Here is a 15,442-nt window from a genome sequence, read left to right as displayed (position 1 = left end):
CGAACATGGGTGGTGAGGCCGTCGCTGTCAAATCGAGGGGTGTTGAAAGCCATCCCGATGGGAAAAGTTTCATATCGAGAAAGTTGCAAAATACCACCTTTGAGTTGCGGCCGATGTCGGCGTAATGTTTCTGCGGGGCATGGATTCGGGTGGGGGCTGGTGACTAAGCCAGGAAAGAAACGGGCGGGCGCCGCATCGCGCGCGGCGGGAGGCTCGCGTCACGAGGAACCGGGGGAGGGCGGCGTCGAGGAGGCGGTCGCCTTCATCGCCGAGCAGGTCGGGGCACTGCGCAAGCTCGCCGAGCGGCACAAGCTCGACGTGCTGCATTATCTCCTGGGAATGACCAAGCTGGAAGCCGACGAGCACCTGCGGCTGCGGAGCAAGCGCAGGCTGTCGTGAAGGCGAGGACCGAGCGGATCCATCACGCACGCTCTCTCTCTCTCTCTCCGGAGTCGTCCTGGCGAAAGCCAGGACCCATACCGCGAGGTCCATCGACCTGAGCGCGATGCCAATCCGGGGGGACGCGCCTTCGCCAAACTCCTCCTTGGGGTAATGGGTCCTGGCTTTCGCCAGGACGACGTTGGAGAGACAGCGCGCGCCCGCTAAAGCCGCTGCCGCGGCTTCAGCGTGGTACCCGCGTCGGGAAGGTACCGCGGACCTTTTCCGTCAGCACGTGCGCCTGATAGGCGCTCCGTTCGCAATGACGGCGTCGTTAACCGTTGCGGCTTGCCATTTTGGCCAATCGCTGGCCGAGATATTCGGCCGTGCTGAGGTCGCTCTGAGGCAACGAGCTGTCAATCAAGTGTCTTGCCAAGCCAAGCTGGCTGCCCAAACGATTGCGGCCGCTCGGATCCTCCCCACCCGGAATATCCAGTCCGCACCAGAGCATGCCGTGCTGCGCGGCCAGAATGGAAAAGTAGGACAGTGTGTGGAGTTGGTCGCCGCCTGCGCAGGCGCCCGTGGTGAATCCGGCTGCGATCTTGTTGGCCCATTGCTGCCGGCTCCATCGATCACTTGAAGCGTCGGCAAACGCTTTGAATTGAGCGGCTGGTCCGCCCATGTAGGTCGGGCTGCCAAACGCAACTGCGTCGGCGCGGTCGATCGTCTCCAGTAAGCTCTCATTCTGGAAGCGGCCTGACAGGATGTCGTCGCCGGTGATGCGACAGAGCGTGACCTGCGCCTTGCCATCCGCTCCGCGCCCAACCGCATGCGCCAGCTTTTCGGTGGTGCCGGAGGTGGAAAAATAGACAATGGCGAGCAGGGGCATGGTGGTGCCACTTTGGTGGGACCTCGCCATCCTTCACGCTGGCGATGTCTTGTACAAGTCCTGCCGCGCCACGCTCGCTCTCTCTCGGAGTCGTCCTGGCGAAAGCCAGGACCCATACCGCGAGGTCTGTCGACCTGAGCGCGGTGCGAATTCCGGGTGACGAGCCTTCGCCAAACTCCTCCTTGGAGTAATGGGTGCTGGCTTTCGCCAGGACGACGTTGGAGAGATAGAGCGCCGCTATCCCGCCGACCGCCGTCGCGGCGCCGGCCGCGGCTTCAGTGTGGTATCGGCTTGCGTGAGCAGCCGCCCGTCCTCGGCGCGTAGTTCGAGCTTCTTCACCGGGCGGCCTTTCTCGCGATCGACCAGGATAGTCGCAATCTCCGATGGGCGATCGTCGAATTCCTCGCTCCATTGGCGCAGCGCTACCAACACCGGGAAGACGCCGCGGCCCTTCGGCGTCAGCACATATTCCTCGTAAGGGCTGCCGTCGGAGGCGGGGGCCGTGGTCAGGATGCCGTGGTCGACCAGCGCGCGCAGCCGCGCCGACAAGATGTTCTTGGCCATGCCGAGCTTGCTCTGAAACTCGCCGAAGCGGCGCAGGCCGAACAGCGCCTCGCGAATGATCAGCAGCGACCACCAGTCGCCGATCGCTTCGAGCGAGCGTGCGATCGGGCAGGCATCGCCCTCGAAGCTCGTTCGTTTCACCATGGTCCAGTCCTTTCGCGATCGCACGGTCCGGTCGCCGTTCACGCGCTCGTGTGGTTGCATCTTAAAACCATATGCCCTAGATGGCAATCGTAGTTTTATGATGCAACCACTGGAGGCGAACATGAGATTGAAGAACAAGACGGCCCTGATCACCGGCGGCAATAGCGGCATTGGACTGGCAACGGCAAAGCTGTTCGTGGCCGAGGGCGCCAAGGTGGTGATCACCGGACGCAACAAGGAGACGCTCGAGGCGGCCGCGAAGGAGCTCGGGCCGAACGCGCTCGCGCTGGCCGCCGACGCCACCGACATTGCAGCGACCGAAGCTGCGATCAAGAAGGGCGCCGAAAAGTTCGGCAAGTTCGACATCGTGTTCGCCAATGCCGGCATCGCCGGCGGCACGCCGCTGGGGTCGGCCACGCTGGAGGTCTTCGAGAAGGTCATCAGCACCAATCTGACCGGCGTGTTCTTCACCGTGCAGTCCGCGCTGCCTTATCTCAACGACAACGCTTCGATCATCCTCAGCGGCTCGGTGATCTCCGTACTCGGCATTCCCGGATATTCGGCGTATGGCGCCGCCAAGGCCGGCGTGCGGGCGATGGCGCGGATCATGGCATCAGAACTGTCGCCGCGCGGCATTCGCGTCAACGTGGTCGCGCCCGGTGCGATCCGCACGCCAATCTGGGGAGCTGCGACCGCCACACCGGAAGCCGAGAAGGCGTTCGAGAAGCGGATCGCGTTGACGACGCCGCTGGGGCGCATTGGTGAAACAGATCACGTCGCGAAGACGGTGCTGTTCCTCGCCTCCGACGATTCCGCACATGTGCAGGGCCAGGAAATCTTCGTCGACGGCGGCGCAGTCGCCTCGCCGAGCGGCGCGCCGATCTATCGTGGCTGATCAATTGAAGTGAAAATTGAATCGGTCGGCGTACGCAAACCGGTTGCGCCGGCCGGTTCCCACGTCTCGCGAGCTGTATTTTCGGAACCTTGCGTGAGGCGTTGAACCTTCGCTTGCGCTGCCAAGACACTTTTACGGGCAGGGGGTCACGAAGACTCATTTCAAGGGAGCCCGATATGCCAAAGGCAGCTCGTATTATTTCCCCGATTTCAGCACCGCGTATTTACACCGAGAACTCCGCCGTTCCCGCCAAGCGTTCCGACACCTCCGAGTTCATCGGGGTCGCTCTTTTCTCCGGCATCGGCCTGTTCGTTTCCCTCGTCGCCGTCATCTTGGGCATTCAGGGCGCCTGGTTTTAGCTTCGCCGACCGCGCACCGGTCGATCAGCCGCCGCAAGCGATGTTGCGGCGGCTGTACGCGTTGCGTCAGGCCGCGCGGAGGCTGGTTGCCGCCTCAAGCGCGCTTGCGAGCGACTTCTCGCGATGCTCCGGCCCGACCTGGATGCCATCGGCGCTGATGAATTCGGGATGATGGATGCCCATGAAGCCGAACACGCCACGCAGATAGCTTTCGAGGTGCTCCAGCGACGCGGCGGGCGTGCCCGCGCCGTAATAGCCCCCGCGCGAGATCGCGAAAATCACGCGCTTGCCGCCGGCAAGGCCCTGCGGTCCGTTCGCGCCGTAGCTGAACGTCTTCCCCGCGACCAGGACCCGGTCGATCCAGGCCTTGAGCTGGCTCGGAATCGTGAAATTGTACATCGGCGCGCCGATCACGACGATGTCGGCGGCAAGGAACTCCTCCAGCACAGCCTTGCTGGCGGCGAGGTCGGGGCCGAGCTCCGCCGGCGCAGGCGCGCCTTGCGCGGCCGCCAGATGCGAGCCGGAGAGATGGGCGAGCGGGCTCTGCGTTAGGTCGCGATAGACGATGTCGAACGATGGCGTCGCCTGCCGCAGGCGGTCGACGATGGCGGCGGAGACCTGCCGGGAAACGGAGTGGGGGCCGAGCACGCTGGAGTCGATGTGGAGGAGTTTCATTCGGGATCACCCTGGTATATGTTTGTAACCAGAGCTACATGAGTGACTATCGAAATCCCCGCAAGAACGCACCTTTTTGAGCCATGGGCACATCCCTGAAACCTGCGCACATCGATCTGCCTGCCACGCCGATGCCGGATCGCGACCACGCCGACTGCCGCGGCGTCGCTTCCATCCTCGCGCGCGTCGGCGACAAATGGAGCGTGTTCGTCATCATGATGCTGAGCGATGGGCCCAAGCGCTTCAACGAGCTCAAGCGCATGATCAACGGCATCTCGCAGCGAATGTTAACCCTGACGTTGCGCGGGCTCGAGCGCGACGGCCTGGTCACACGCACGATCTTCCCGACCATTCCGCCGCGCGTGGACTACGAGCTGACCGATCTCGGCCGGGGACTGCAACAGCCGGTGAAGGCTCTCGGCGAATGGGCGATCACGCATCAGCAGCAGATCGCCTCGGCACGGACGCGGTTCGACGAGCGCAACACTCCTTAAAGCAACGAAACCAAGCCGCCGCCGTGGCGTTCGAGCCGGCCGGCGAGCTCGAGCTCCAGGAGCACGGTGCGCACGATGGCAGGCGAGGCGCCGGACATCCGCACGAGATCGTCGATCGTGACAGGGGCAGGGCCGAGCAGGCCGGTGATCTGGTCGCGGTCGTGTCCTTGCGGGTCGCTTTCGAACGGCTCGCTGTCGGGCTCGCGCGCGGTGCGCATCAGCGGCCGCTCCATGATCGGTGCGACCGCGTTGACGACGTCGGCGGCTTCGGTGACGAGCGTCGCGCCCTGCTTGATCAGATCATTGGTGCCGGCGGCGCGCGGATCGAGCGGCGAGCCCGGCACCGCGAACACTTCGCGCCCCTGTTCGGCGGCCATGCGCGCGGTGATCAGCGAGCCCGAGCGGTGCGCCGCCTCCACCACGACCACGCCGAGCGCGGCGCCCGAGATCAGCCGGTTGCGGCGGGGGAAGTCGCGGGCGCGGGGCTCGTGGCCGAGCGGCATCTCGGAGATCGCTGCACCCTTGCGGTCGAGGATCGAGGCCAGCAGATCGCCGTGCTCCGGCGGATAGATGCAGTCATGGCCACCGGCGAGCACAGCGATGGTGCCGCTCTCGACGCTGGCGCGGTGCGCGGCCTGGTCGACGCCGCGGGCGAGCCCGGAGATGACGACAAAGCCGGTTTCGCCGAGCTCGCGGGCGAGCTGACCGGCGAATTTCAAGCCGGCACCAGAGGCGTTGCGCGAGCCGACGATCGCGATCATCGGCCGCATCAGCGTGGCAGTGTCGCCGCGCACCGCGAGCAGCGGCGGCGCATCGTCGAGCATCGCCAGCCGACCCGGATAGCCATCCTCGCCGGGCGCGAGCCAAGCGATGCCGAACTTGCGGCTCGCGGCGAGCTCTGCTTTCGCCTCGTCGGCGCTACAGATGCGCGCCGATCGCTGCGCGCCGCCGCGGCGTGCCAGATCCGGCAGCCGCTCCAGCGCCGCGCGCGCCGTGCCGAAATGATCGACCAGCGACCGGAACGTGCGCGGCCCGACATTGTCGGACCGGATCAGCCGCAGGCGGTCAACCCGCTCGGCCTCTGTCAGCTCCACGCTTCGGTTGATGGCGTCCACGGCGGCTCCCCTTGCAGGCGCAGCATGGAACAACCTGAGGGCGTGGGCAACAGCGGCGTGCTTGTTTCTATCGTCCCAATCACGGACGTAGGAGGAGAGGTCGGCACTGCTATTCGATGACCTCGTCCGCGCGCACCTGCAACGACTGCGGTATCTCGAGGCCCAGCGTCCTGGCGGTCTTCAGGTTGATGACCGTCCTAAACAGGGTCGGCTGCTCAATCGGGATGTTAGCCGGGTTGGCGCCCTTCAATATCTTGTCGACGAAAACAGCGGCACCGCGAAACATGGCGGTGAAGTCCACCCCGTACCCTAGCAGCGCGCCCGCCCGGGACGCGACGACGGGTGCGGCAATCGATGGCACGCGGCACTTGTCGACAATCGCGGCGACCAATGACGAGTTGGTGACAAACGCATTGGCGTCGGTGACCACGAGACCGTCCATAGCGGTGGAGCCGACGATGGCCAATGCGTCGTCGAGGTCGCCGGGGATGCCAACCTCGATCGGTCGCAACTCTACCTTCATTGCCGACGCGGCGGTCGCCATGGCACTGATTGTGCCGTTATTCAGGGGGTTGCCTCGTTGCATGAGCACCCCTACGCGGGTCATCGAAGGAGCTATGCTCGCAAGCACCTCTAACCGCTTGGCAGCTAATTCTGTGAGGAAAAAGGTTTGTCCCGTCGTGTTACCGCCGGGATGAGCCATGCTGGCCGCGAGGCCCAAGGTCACCAGATCGGGGCCCACGATCATCACGGTCGGAATTGTGGTCGTCGCACGGTGCGCGGCCAGAATCCCTGGAAATGTGGCTGTCACGAGAACGTCGACGCCGAGCGCGACCAGTTCAGCGGCCAGCGCAGGAAGCCGGTTGTCGTCGCCGTCGGCGTCGCGATATTCAACGCGAACGTTCTCGCCCTCAACCCAACCGAGACCGCGAAGCGCAACGAGGAACGCGTCGACCTCCGAATTTCGCGGCGGGGGCAGGAAAAGGCCGACCCGCGGGATGCGCTTGCCTTGCTGAGCGCGCGCCGCCGTGGCCCAGGCCAATGCCCCGCCAGAGAGAGAGATGAATGCGCGTCGTTTCATGCCATGTTTGATCGCTGTTACTCCGGCGGAGAAGCCGCATTTGTCGACATTGGTCCAACCAGGTCAATGACCAGGTCGAGTCAGAAGGCATGAGTGGTGCGCTCAGGTCTGCTTGCGCAACCACCTTGCGATGCTAAAAGCAAGGCCCATACCAAGGGTTTTGCCATGATCTCACTCGCCGACCTCCAGCGCCGCATCGAAGCGGGCGAGCTTTCGCCCGAGGCCGCCATCACGCGATCGCACGCGGCCATCGAGGCGCGGGAGAAGGACGTCCACGCCTTCGTCCGTCACGACACCTCCGCAAAGGCGCAAGGCGCCGGGCCGCTGCGTGGCATCGCGGTCGGGATCAAGGACATCATCGATACCGCCAATATGCCGACCGAGATGGGATCGGAGATCTATCGCGGCTGGCAACCGCGCGCGGACGCGCCTGTGGTGATGATGCTGAAGCGGGCGGGCGCCACCATCATCGGCAAGACCACGACCACGGCATTTGCCTCGCGCGATCCGACCCCGACGCTCAATCCTCACAATCTCGGACATACGCCGGGCGGCTCGTCCTCGGGCTCGGCCGCGGCCGTCGGTGCCGGCATGATCCCGCTGGCGCTGGGCACCCAGACCGGCGGCTCGGTGATCCGGCCCGCGGCCTATTGCGGGACCGCCGCGATCAAGCCGTCGTTCCGGATGCTGCCGACGGTCGGCGTCAAATGCTATTCGTGGGCGCTCGACACGGTCGGCCTGTTCGGCGCGCGCGCGGAAGATCTCGCGCGCGGATTGTTGGCGATGACCGGCCGCAGCGAATTTGCCGGCATCGTGCCGGCAAAGGCGCCGCGCATTGGCGTGGTCAGGCAGGAGTTTGCCGGTGCCGTGGAGCCGGCTGCCGAAGAGGGGCTGCAAGCCGCGATCAAGGCCGCCGAGAAGGCTGGCGCCAGCGTGAAGACCATCGATCTGCCGGAGGCGGTGCAGGAGGCCTGGCGTATCCACCCTGTCATCCAGGACTTCGAGGCGCATCGCGCGCTCGCCTGGGAATTTTCCGAACGCCACGACGAGATCGCGCCGATGCTGCGCGCCAGTCTCGATGCAACGGTCGGTCTCACACCCAAGGACTACGACGACGCACGCCGGATCAGCCGTCGCGGGCGCCGCGAGCTTGGCGCATTGTTCGAGGGGTTCGACGTGCTGCTGACCTATTCGGCGCCGGGCGCGCCGCCAGCCAAGGAGCTCGCGAGCACCGGCGACCCCCGCTACAACAGGCTCTGGACGCTGATGGGCAATCCTTGCGTCAACGTGCCGGTGCTCAAGGTCAATGGCCTGCCGATCGGCGTGCAGGTGATCGCGCGCTTCGGCAACGACGCGCAAGCGCTGGCGACGGCGTGGTTCCTGGAGCAGGCGCTGGCGAAATCAGGCTAGCGCAGGTTCGAGAGCGACGATGCGCTGGCCCGATGCGGCCGGCGCTGCGTTGTAATCCGTACCTTGCTTGAGCCAGCGCCCGGCGGCCTCGCGGCCGCTGCGGTGCAGCGCGCGAATGAAGCCGCGGCCGAGATCGGTGGAGGAGCGCTGCGCCAGGCCGTCGACGAAGTCTTCCGCGGCGATCCTGGAGAGCCGCAGCGACGATGCGGCCTGCGATTGCGCCCATTCCACCGCCGCGATCTCGGCATTGAGGGCGGCGTTGGCCGCGATCTGGTCCAGCCTGCGGTCGATCGCGGCGAGCGTGATCGGCACGTAGCTGTCGCGCGCCGGCGTGACCTGGACGAGCAGGATTTCGGCGCTCGTCGTGTCCTGCACGAGCCGCAGCAGAGGCGGATTGCCGCCGAGGCCGCCGTCCCAATAAGCCTCGCCGTCGATCTCCACCGCGCAATGAACCAGCGGTGGGCAGGTCGAGGCCAGCGCGACGTCGGCGGTGATGGCGTCATTGCGGAAGATCTGCTGCTGCCCGTCGCGGATCCGGGTCGCTGCGATCAGAAGCTTGGGGCAGCGCGGGTCGCGCAAGGCGGAAAAGTCGATGTCGCGCGACAGCGCCTGCCGCAGCGGATCGAGATCGAACGGATCGAACTGGCCGGAGCGTAGCGTTGGACCGAATGCGACCGAGCTCCCCGCCGGCGAGAAGCCGCCGATCAGCATCAGCGATCGGAACGAGGCCTCGTGCATCAGCCGGATCCAGAACCGGTTCAGCCGTGCGCGCGCGCCTTCACGGCCACCCTCGGCGAAGCCGGAAGCGAGCAGCAGCGCGTTGATGGCGCCGGCACTGGCGCCGCTGATGGTGTCGATCGCAATGGATGGCTCTTCCAGCAGCCGTTCCAGCACGCCCCAGGTGAAAGCAGCGAAGGTGCCGCCGCCCTGAAGCGCCAGCGACAGTTTTTGCGGCGGCCATGGGTTGGCGCGGAGCCGCGCGGGTGCAACTGGTGCCGCAGCGATCACGGCCTCAACTGTCAGAGGAGCTTGCGCGATGCGAGCAGGGTCCGGCGCTGGTGGCGAAACGGGCACAGGCTTGGAAGCAGGAACCGGCGAGGGCGCAGTGGACCAGATGTCCGTCGTCGAGAGCATCCGGCTTGCCGCAGTGCCCTGCAAGCCACCTTCAACATGCGCGCTGACAATCTTCTCGCTCATTCTGAGCAACCGCGTAGAGCCATGCCCATGATCAGGGCCAAGCCAGGAACCCGTTCGTCCATACAGCCGTGATTCGGCTGCAAGTTGCGAACACCATTTGGATATAATGCAGAAGGGGTGCCGCGGTATCCGTGGATTCCCGGCTTATGCCTTCTCGCCGATCCGGCTTTCCTTGCCCGATTGCAGCCGCTTGATGTTCTCGCGATGAGCAAAGAACAGCAGCAGCGTCAGCACCGCCGCCAGCGCCGCGAGCGCGGGCTGGCCGAACCACAGCAGGAACAGCGGGGTGATGAACGAGGCCACCAGGGCCGAGAGCGAGGAATAGCGGGCGGTGATGGCCGTCGCCAACCAGAGCAGGCAGAACACTACCGCCGCTGGCCAGAACAGCCCGAGCATGATGCCGATATAGACGGCGACACCCTTGCCGCCTTTGAATTTGAGCCAGACCGGGAAGAGATGGCCGAGAAAGGCGCCAAGCCCGGCCAGCATCGCGGCATTGGGACCGGCGATGTAGCCCGCGATCACCACCGCCACGGTGCCCTTGAGCGCGTCGAACAGCAGGGTTGCAGCGGCAAGGCCCTTGCGCCCCGTGCGCAGCACGTTGGTGGCGCCGATGCTGCCCGAGCCGATCGAGCGGATATCCTGTGTGCCGCCGAGTTTCGTCAGGATCAGTCCGAACGGAATCGAGCCGAGCAGGTAGCCGATGACAAAAGCCACCGGGAGGAACAATTCAAGCGCCATGTCTGCAAATTCCATGTCTGCAAAATCCCTGGCAGCAGCTCCGCACGTCAGACATGCTCGTACACCGTCCGTCCGCCGACAATGGTGCGCACCACGCGGCCTGTAAAGCGGGCCTCGTCGAACGGGGTGTTCTTGCAGGGCGATTTGAGGTCGGCGGGATCGACCACCCAGGGCACATCTGGGTCGATCACGATGACGTCGGCGGGGCTGCCTGTGCGCAGGGTTCCGCCAGGCAATCCCAAAATCTCGGCCGGCCGAGTCGACATCGCCCGGATCAGCGTCTTGAGGTCCAGCTCCTCATTGTGCACGAGGCGAAGGCCCGCCGGGAGCATGGTCTCCAGCCCGATGGCGCCGGGAGCTGCTTCCGCGAAAGGCAGGCGCTTGACCTCGACGTCCTGCGGGTTGTGGTCGGACATGATGACGTCGATCAGGCCAGAGGCGACGGCGGCGACCAGCGCGCGGCGGTCGTCCTCGGTGCGCAGCGGCGGCGACAGCTTCAGGAACGAACGGTAAGGGCCGATGTCGTTCTCGTTGAGCGCAAGGTGGTTGATCGAGGCCGATGCGGTCACGGCGAGGCCGGCGTCGCGGGCGCGCTTGAGCACGTCGAGCGACTCGATGCAGGTCAGCGAGGCCGCGTGATAGCGGCCGCCGGTGAGCGCGACCAGGCGCATGTCGCGCTCCAGCATCACGGCCTCCGCCGCGTTCGGGATGCCCATCAGGCCGAGCCGCGAGGCGAATTCGCCCTCGTTCATCACGCCTTCGCCGACGAGATCGCGATCCTCGGTGTAGTGCACGATCAGCGCGTCGAAATCGCGCGCGTAGGTCAAAGCGCGGCGCATCACCTGCGCGTTGATCACGCTCTTGTCGCAGTCGCTGAAGGCGATCGCGCCGGCCGCCTTGAGCAGGCCGAACTCGGTCATCTCCTCGCCGTGCATGCCTTTGGTCAGCGCTGCCATCGGCTGGATGTTGACGATCGCGGTGTCACGGGCGCGACGCATCACGAAGTCGACGGTCGCCGAGTTGTCGATCACCGGCAAGGTATCAGGCTGGCAGATGATGGTGGTGATGCCGCCGGTCGCAGCCGCCTGGCTCGCGGAGGCAAAGGTCTCGCGATGGCTGAAGCCGGGCTCGCCGACGAAGGCGCGCATGTCGATCAGGCCGGGTGCGACGATCTTGCCGGCGCAGTTGACGACGTCGGTGCCTTCGGGGACGCCGGCAGCGCCAATGCCGCGGCGGGTCTCCCGGATGATGCCGTCGGCAATCAGGACATCGCCGGGGCCATCGAAATCCCGGGAGGGGTCGACGACGCGGGCGTTGGCAAGCAGGATGGGTCGGCGGTCGGTCAACATGAGCATCACGCGTTCGGCAGGTTGCGGGCGAGCGCTTCCAGCACCGCCATGCGCACGGCCACGCCCATTTCCACCTGTTCGCGGATCAGGGACTGCGCGCCGTCAGCGACCGCAGTGTCGATCTCGACGCCGCGGTTCATGGGGCCGGGATGCATGACGAGGGCGTCTGGCTTGGCGTAGGCGAGCTTCTTCTGGTCCAGCCCGAAATAATGGAAATACTCGGAAGTCGACGGCACGAAGGAGCCGTTCATGCGCTCGCGCTGGAGCCGCAACATCATGACGATGTCGGCGCCGTTGAGCCCCTCGCGCATGTCGCGCGCGACCTCGACGCCCATCCGCTCGATGCCGGGCGGCAGCAGCGTGGAGGGTCCGACGACGCGGACGCGGGCGCCCATCGCGTTGAGCAGGATGATGTTGGAGCGGGCGACGCGCGAATGCAGCACGTCGCCGCAGATCGCGACCACGAGGCCCTCGAGCCGGCCCTTGTTGCGGCGGATGGTCAGGGCGTCGAGCAGGGCTTGTGTCGGATGCTCATGCGCGCCGTCGCCGGCATTGATCACGGAACCGTCAACTTTGCGAGCCAGCAGTTCCACCGCGCCGGAAGCGTGATGGCGCACCACCAGGATATCCGGGTGCATGGCGTTGAGGGTCATGGCGGTGTCGACCAGCGTCTCGCCCTTTTTGATGGACGAGGAGGACACCGACATGTTCATGACGTCGGCGCCCAGCCGTTTGCCGGCGAGCTCGAACGAGGATTGGGTCCGGGTGGAAGCCTCGAAGAAGAGGTTTACCTGCGTCCGTCCACGCAGGACGGTGCGCTTCTTGTCAACCTGGCGGTTGAGCTCGACATATTCTTCGGACAGGTCGAGGAGGCCGGTGATGTCGGCCGCGGAAAGGCCCTCGATGCCCAGCAAATGCCGGTGGCCGAGGACGAAGGTCGATTTCGATGTCATTAAAGCGAGAGCTATAGGCGGGGATGGCCGGGGGGGCAAGGGCCAAAGCCCGGGCGGGGAGTTATCCCCCGGTAGTGCTCCTTCCTCCGTCATGCCCGGGCTTGTCCCGGGCATCCACGATCTTGCACGCTCGGCGCAAAAAGGGCGTGGATGGCCGGGACAAGCCCGGCCATGACGATGCGGAGGGATATTGTGAGATCACTTCTAATTGCGGCCATAGCGATAACCATAGTGTCGTCAGCCCACGCCCAATCGCTTCCCGGCGGTTTCGTCTATTTGCACGACATCGACCCCAGCATCATCCAGGACATCCGCTACGCCACCTCGAACAATTTCGTCGGCCGTCCGCTCGCCGGCTACGGCGCCGGCGAATGCGTGGTGAAGCGGGAGGTTGGGCTGCGGCTGAAGGCGGTGCAGCAGGAACTGGCGGCGCAAAATCTCTCGTTGAAGATGTTCGACTGCTACCGGCCCGCGCGGGCCTCGCTCGACATGGTCCAGTGGTCGCAGAACGGCCACGAGACCGCCGCCGAGCGGCGCTACAATCCGAAAATTCCCAAGACCGAGCTGTTCCGCCTCGGCTACATCGCAAGCCGCTCGCAGCATTCGACCGGCGCCGCGCTCGATCTCACGCTGGTCGATCTCAAGGCCGACAATTCAGGCAAATACGACCCGTCAAAGGGCTACGCCGACTGTACCGCGCCGGTCGAGGCGCGATTGCCGGAGGGCAGCGTCGACATGGGCACCGGTTACGACTGCACCGACGCGAAAGGGCACACCGCCGCACCGTCGATCAATCCGGACCAGCGCGCCTGGCGCAAGCGGCTCGTGGCTGCGATGGCGAGGCAAGGCTTTGTGAACTATGCGAAGGAGTGGTGGCACTTTTCACTGCCGGGGGCGGGCGGGGCGGCCTATGATTTCCCGATTCCGCCGCGGACGAAGTAGATCGCAACCGACCCGCCCGGAATGCTCCCCAATGAAAGCGCCTTGATGGACTCGCTCAATCCCGATCATCCGCCGCTGACCGTGACGCCAGCGCACGAGGCGACGCGCGTCTGGAAATTCTGGGGCACGGCGATATGGGGCGTCGTCATTTTCGCTGCAATGTTCGTCGGGCAGATCGGCGCCATCCTTCTGCTGGCGGTGCAGCGTGGCCTGCCGATGGACCTCGCCTCGCTTCAGCTCGTCGGCGGCGAGCCGCAGACGCTCGCGCTGTCGGTGATCATGGGCCTGCCGGCGACACTGGCCGCGGTGTGGCTTGCCATCCGCATCAAGAAGGCCTCCTTCGTCGACTATCTTGCGCTGCGCTGGCCGTCCTGGAAGCAACTCCTGTTCGGCGCCGTCGGGCTGATCCTGATCGTGGTCGCCTGGGAGACGATGTCGCGGAGCCTCGGCCGCGAGGCCACGCCGGGCTTCATGACCGATCTGTTGAAAACCGGCCGCGACAAGGGCGCAGCCTTCTTCCTGCTGTTCGCCTTCAGCGTGGCTGCGCCGATGTCGGAAGAGGTTTTGGCGCGCGGCTTCCTCTACCGCGGCTGGTCGGCGAGCTTCCTGCGCGTGCCCGGCGCGATCGTCCTGTCGTCGCTGCTGTGGACGGTCGTGCATCTGCAATACGACCTGTACTTCCTCGCCGAGGTCTTCTCCATCGGCCTGTGGTTCGGCTATATGCGTTATCGCAGCAGCTCGCTCTGGCTCACGATCGTCCTGCACGCGCTGAACAATCTGACGGCGGTGGTGCTGACGATGTGGCTGGGGAGCTAGGCCACCAGCGCGATCGCGATCGGCATCGTGATCGCCGCCAAAATCGTCTGCAACGTGATGATCTGCGCCAGCAGCGGGGCATCGCCGCCCATCTGGCGGGCCAGCACATAGGCGCTGGTCGAGGTCGGCACCGCGGCGCAGATCGCGACGATCGCGAGGCTGTCGCCGGATAGTCCGAACCAGACGGCGAGCACCAGCGCGACCATCGGCATCAGCACCAGCTTGAACACCACGCCGATAGCGGCGGCCGCGCTGGGGCGGAGCAGGCCTTCAAGATGCAGGCCGGCGCCGGTGACGAGCAGGCCGATGGCGAGGGAGGAGCGGCCAAGTGCGTCTGCCACCTCATGCCAGATCCTGGGCAGCGGCAGGTGGATGACATTGATGACGAGGCCGATCACGCAGGCCCAGATCAGGGGATTGCGGACAACCGTCATGACGATCGCCCGCGCGGATTGCTTCTCCGGAGCGGCGTAGTGCGCGAGCACCGCCACGCTGAGGACGTTGACCAGCGGAATGATCGCCACCATCGCGACGGAGGCGAGCGCCAGCCCGACCTCGCCGAACATGTTGGCGGAGACGGACAGCGCCACATAGGTCTGCCAGCGGATCGCGCCCTGGAAGATCGAGGTGAAGGCGGGGCCGTCGATATCGAGACGCGACAGGGCCGGGCGGAGCGCGAGGCAGAGCAGCGACATCGCCAGCGCCGACAGCAGCAGCGCGCCGCCGACGCCGGCCACCGGCACCCTGGACAGGTCGGCCTTCACCAGCGTCTGGATCAGCAGCATCGGAAACAGCACGTAATAGGTCAGCCGCTCCAGCCCGTTCCATTGCGTCTCGAGCCGCATCAGGCTGCGCTTCAGCACCACGCCGAGCACGATGAGGATGAAGACGGGGAGGAGCGCCGCGATCACGACGGCCATGGATCAGTCAGGCCCCGGGGCTGCGCGCAGATTGGCGAGGCGGTCGAGCGCGCCTTGCAGGATGAAGATCGCCGCGTGCTCGTCGATCACTTCGGCGCGCTTGGCGCGGCTGACGTCCATGCCGATCAATTCGCGCTCGACCGCGGCGGTCGACAGACGCTCGTCCCAGAGGCCGATGGGCAGCGCGGTCAGGCCGGCGAGGTTGCGGGCAAACGCCCGGGTGGATTGGGCGCGCGGGCCTTCGCTGCCATCCATGTTGATGGGCAGGCCGAGCACGAAGCCGACGGCCTTGCGTTCACTGGCAATCGCGAGCAGCCGGGCGGCATCCTGCTTGAACGCCTTGCGCTGGATGGTCTCGACGCCGGTCGCTAACCGGCGGTCCGGATTGGACACGGCAACGCCGATGGTCTTGGTACCGAGATCGAGTCCGACCAACCCGCCGCGTTCGGGCCAGTGGGTTGCAGCATCGACGAGAGGCAGGATAAGAGCCGGCATGGTGTTAGCGCATATCACGCGTCGC

At 65.6% G+C, this 15,442-nt stretch carries 18 protein-coding genes; 7 read left to right on the top strand and 11 right to left on the bottom strand.

Annotation, left to right across the window (positions count from 1 at the left end; translation table 11 throughout):
• Positions 1-159 precede the first annotated feature (159 nt).
• Positions 160-399, top strand: coding sequence for a hypothetical protein (locus tag AC0L3J_RS34530; protein ID WP_247286819.1), 240 nt, complete (start codon positions 160-162; stop codon positions 397-399).
• A gap of 313 nt (positions 400-712) precedes the next feature.
• Here the strand turns inward: AC0L3J_RS34530 and AC0L3J_RS34525 are convergent, their stop codons facing one another.
• Together AC0L3J_RS34525 and AC0L3J_RS34520 are read right to left on the bottom strand one after the other, a co-directional pair.
• Complete coding sequence (locus tag AC0L3J_RS34525; protein WP_473350040.1) at positions 713-1,267, bottom strand: flavodoxin family protein; 555 nt, start codon at positions 1,265-1,267, stop codon at positions 713-715.
• Between the two features lie 237 nt (positions 1,268-1,504).
• Complete coding sequence (locus tag AC0L3J_RS34520) at positions 1,505-1,975, bottom strand: winged helix-turn-helix transcriptional regulator (protein WP_473350039.1); 471 nt, start codon at positions 1,973-1,975, stop codon at positions 1,505-1,507.
• Positions 1,976-2,096: 121 nt separating this feature from the next.
• Here AC0L3J_RS34520 and AC0L3J_RS34515 point away from each other — a divergent pair, with 121 nt between their 5' ends.
• Positions 2,097-2,870 (top strand): SDR family oxidoreductase, encoded by a 774-nt coding sequence (locus AC0L3J_RS34515; protein ID WP_473350038.1) that lies wholly within the window; start codon positions 2,097-2,099, stop codon positions 2,868-2,870.
• 176 nt (positions 2,871-3,046) lie between these two features.
• Positions 3,047-3,229 (top strand): hypothetical protein, encoded by a 183-nt coding sequence (locus tag AC0L3J_RS34510; RefSeq protein WP_027518388.1) that lies wholly within the window; start codon positions 3,047-3,049, stop codon positions 3,227-3,229.
• Positions 3,230-3,295: 66 nt separating this feature from the next.
• Here AC0L3J_RS34510 and AC0L3J_RS34505 read toward each other — a convergent pair whose 3' ends face one another.
• Complete coding sequence (locus tag AC0L3J_RS34505; protein WP_473350037.1) at positions 3,296-3,904, bottom strand: FMN-dependent NADH-azoreductase; 609 nt, start codon at positions 3,902-3,904, stop codon at positions 3,296-3,298.
• 83 nt (positions 3,905-3,987) lie between these two features.
• Between AC0L3J_RS34505 and AC0L3J_RS34500 the strand changes: the two genes are divergently transcribed.
• Complete coding sequence (locus tag AC0L3J_RS34500; RefSeq protein WP_473295257.1) at positions 3,988-4,398, top strand: winged helix-turn-helix transcriptional regulator; 411 nt, start codon at positions 3,988-3,990, stop codon at positions 4,396-4,398.
• Here the strand turns inward: AC0L3J_RS34500 and dprA are convergent.
• Together dprA and AC0L3J_RS34490 are read right to left on the bottom strand one after the other, a co-directional pair.
• Complete coding sequence (dprA, locus tag AC0L3J_RS34495) at positions 4,395-5,513, bottom strand: DNA-processing protein DprA (protein WP_473350036.1); 1,119 nt, start codon at positions 5,511-5,513, stop codon at positions 4,395-4,397. The genes AC0L3J_RS34500 and dprA overlap by 4 nt on opposite strands.
• A gap of 109 nt (positions 5,514-5,622) precedes the next feature.
• The gene (locus tag AC0L3J_RS34490; protein ID WP_473350035.1) at positions 5,623-6,594 is read right to left on the bottom strand and encodes an ABC transporter substrate-binding protein; all 972 of its coding nucleotides are present in this window, start codon (positions 6,592-6,594) and stop codon (positions 5,623-5,625) included.
• A 165-nt stretch (positions 6,595-6,759) separates the two neighbouring features.
• Between AC0L3J_RS34490 and AC0L3J_RS34485 the strand changes: the two genes are divergently transcribed.
• A complete protein-coding gene (locus tag AC0L3J_RS34485; RefSeq protein ID WP_473350034.1) occupies positions 6,760-8,004 on the top strand; it encodes an amidase in 1,245 nt (414 codons plus the stop codon).
• Here AC0L3J_RS34485 and AC0L3J_RS34480 read toward each other — a convergent pair.
• The 4 genes from AC0L3J_RS34480 to AC0L3J_RS34465 all read right to left on the bottom strand — a co-directional run bounded on the left by AC0L3J_RS34480 (position 7,996) and on the right by AC0L3J_RS34465 (position 12,244).
• Positions 7,996-9,201 (bottom strand): patatin-like phospholipase family protein, encoded by a 1,206-nt coding sequence (locus AC0L3J_RS34480; RefSeq protein ID WP_473350033.1) that lies wholly within the window; start codon positions 9,199-9,201, stop codon positions 7,996-7,998. The two genes, AC0L3J_RS34485 and AC0L3J_RS34480, sit on opposite strands and share 9 nt — an antisense overlap.
• 144 nt (positions 9,202-9,345) lie before the next feature.
• Positions 9,346-9,942 (bottom strand): glycerol-3-phosphate 1-O-acyltransferase PlsY, encoded by a 597-nt coding sequence (gene plsY, locus AC0L3J_RS34475; RefSeq protein WP_473350054.1) that lies wholly within the window; start codon positions 9,940-9,942, stop codon positions 9,346-9,348.
• Between the two features lie 47 nt (positions 9,943-9,989).
• Positions 9,990-11,297, bottom strand: coding sequence for a dihydroorotase (locus tag AC0L3J_RS34470; RefSeq protein ID WP_473350032.1), 1,308 nt, complete (start codon positions 11,295-11,297; stop codon positions 9,990-9,992).
• Positions 11,297-12,244, bottom strand: a complete 948-nt coding sequence (locus AC0L3J_RS34465) for an aspartate carbamoyltransferase catalytic subunit (RefSeq protein WP_007603315.1) — start codon at positions 12,242-12,244, stop codon at positions 11,297-11,299. Before AC0L3J_RS34465 ends, AC0L3J_RS34470 begins: the two co-directional genes overlap by 1 nt.
• A gap of 177 nt (positions 12,245-12,421) precedes the next feature.
• Here AC0L3J_RS34465 and AC0L3J_RS34460 point away from each other — a divergent pair, with 177 nt between their 5' ends.
• Positions 12,422-13,186, top strand: coding sequence for a M15 family metallopeptidase (locus AC0L3J_RS34460; protein WP_473350053.1), 765 nt, complete (start codon positions 12,422-12,424; stop codon positions 13,184-13,186).
• Between the two features lie 45 nt (positions 13,187-13,231).
• A complete protein-coding gene (locus AC0L3J_RS34455; RefSeq protein WP_473350031.1) occupies positions 13,232-14,002 on the top strand; it encodes a lysostaphin resistance A-like protein in 771 nt (256 codons plus the stop codon).
• Here the strand turns inward: AC0L3J_RS34455 and AC0L3J_RS34450 are convergent.
• Positions 13,999-14,922, bottom strand: coding sequence for an AEC family transporter (locus AC0L3J_RS34450; RefSeq protein ID WP_473350030.1), 924 nt, complete (start codon positions 14,920-14,922; stop codon positions 13,999-14,001). The genes AC0L3J_RS34455 and AC0L3J_RS34450 overlap by 4 nt on opposite strands.
• 3 nt (positions 14,923-14,925) lie before the next feature.
• Entirely contained in the window at positions 14,926-15,417 is a 492-nt protein-coding gene (gene ruvX / locus AC0L3J_RS34445) for a Holliday junction resolvase RuvX (RefSeq protein ID WP_007603328.1), read from the bottom strand.
• Positions 15,418-15,442 lie beyond the last annotated feature (25 nt).

It is taken from the genome of Bradyrhizobium sp. Kon37, from assembly GCF_055807535.1.
This window is presented reverse-complemented; position numbering and strand designations above follow the sequence as displayed.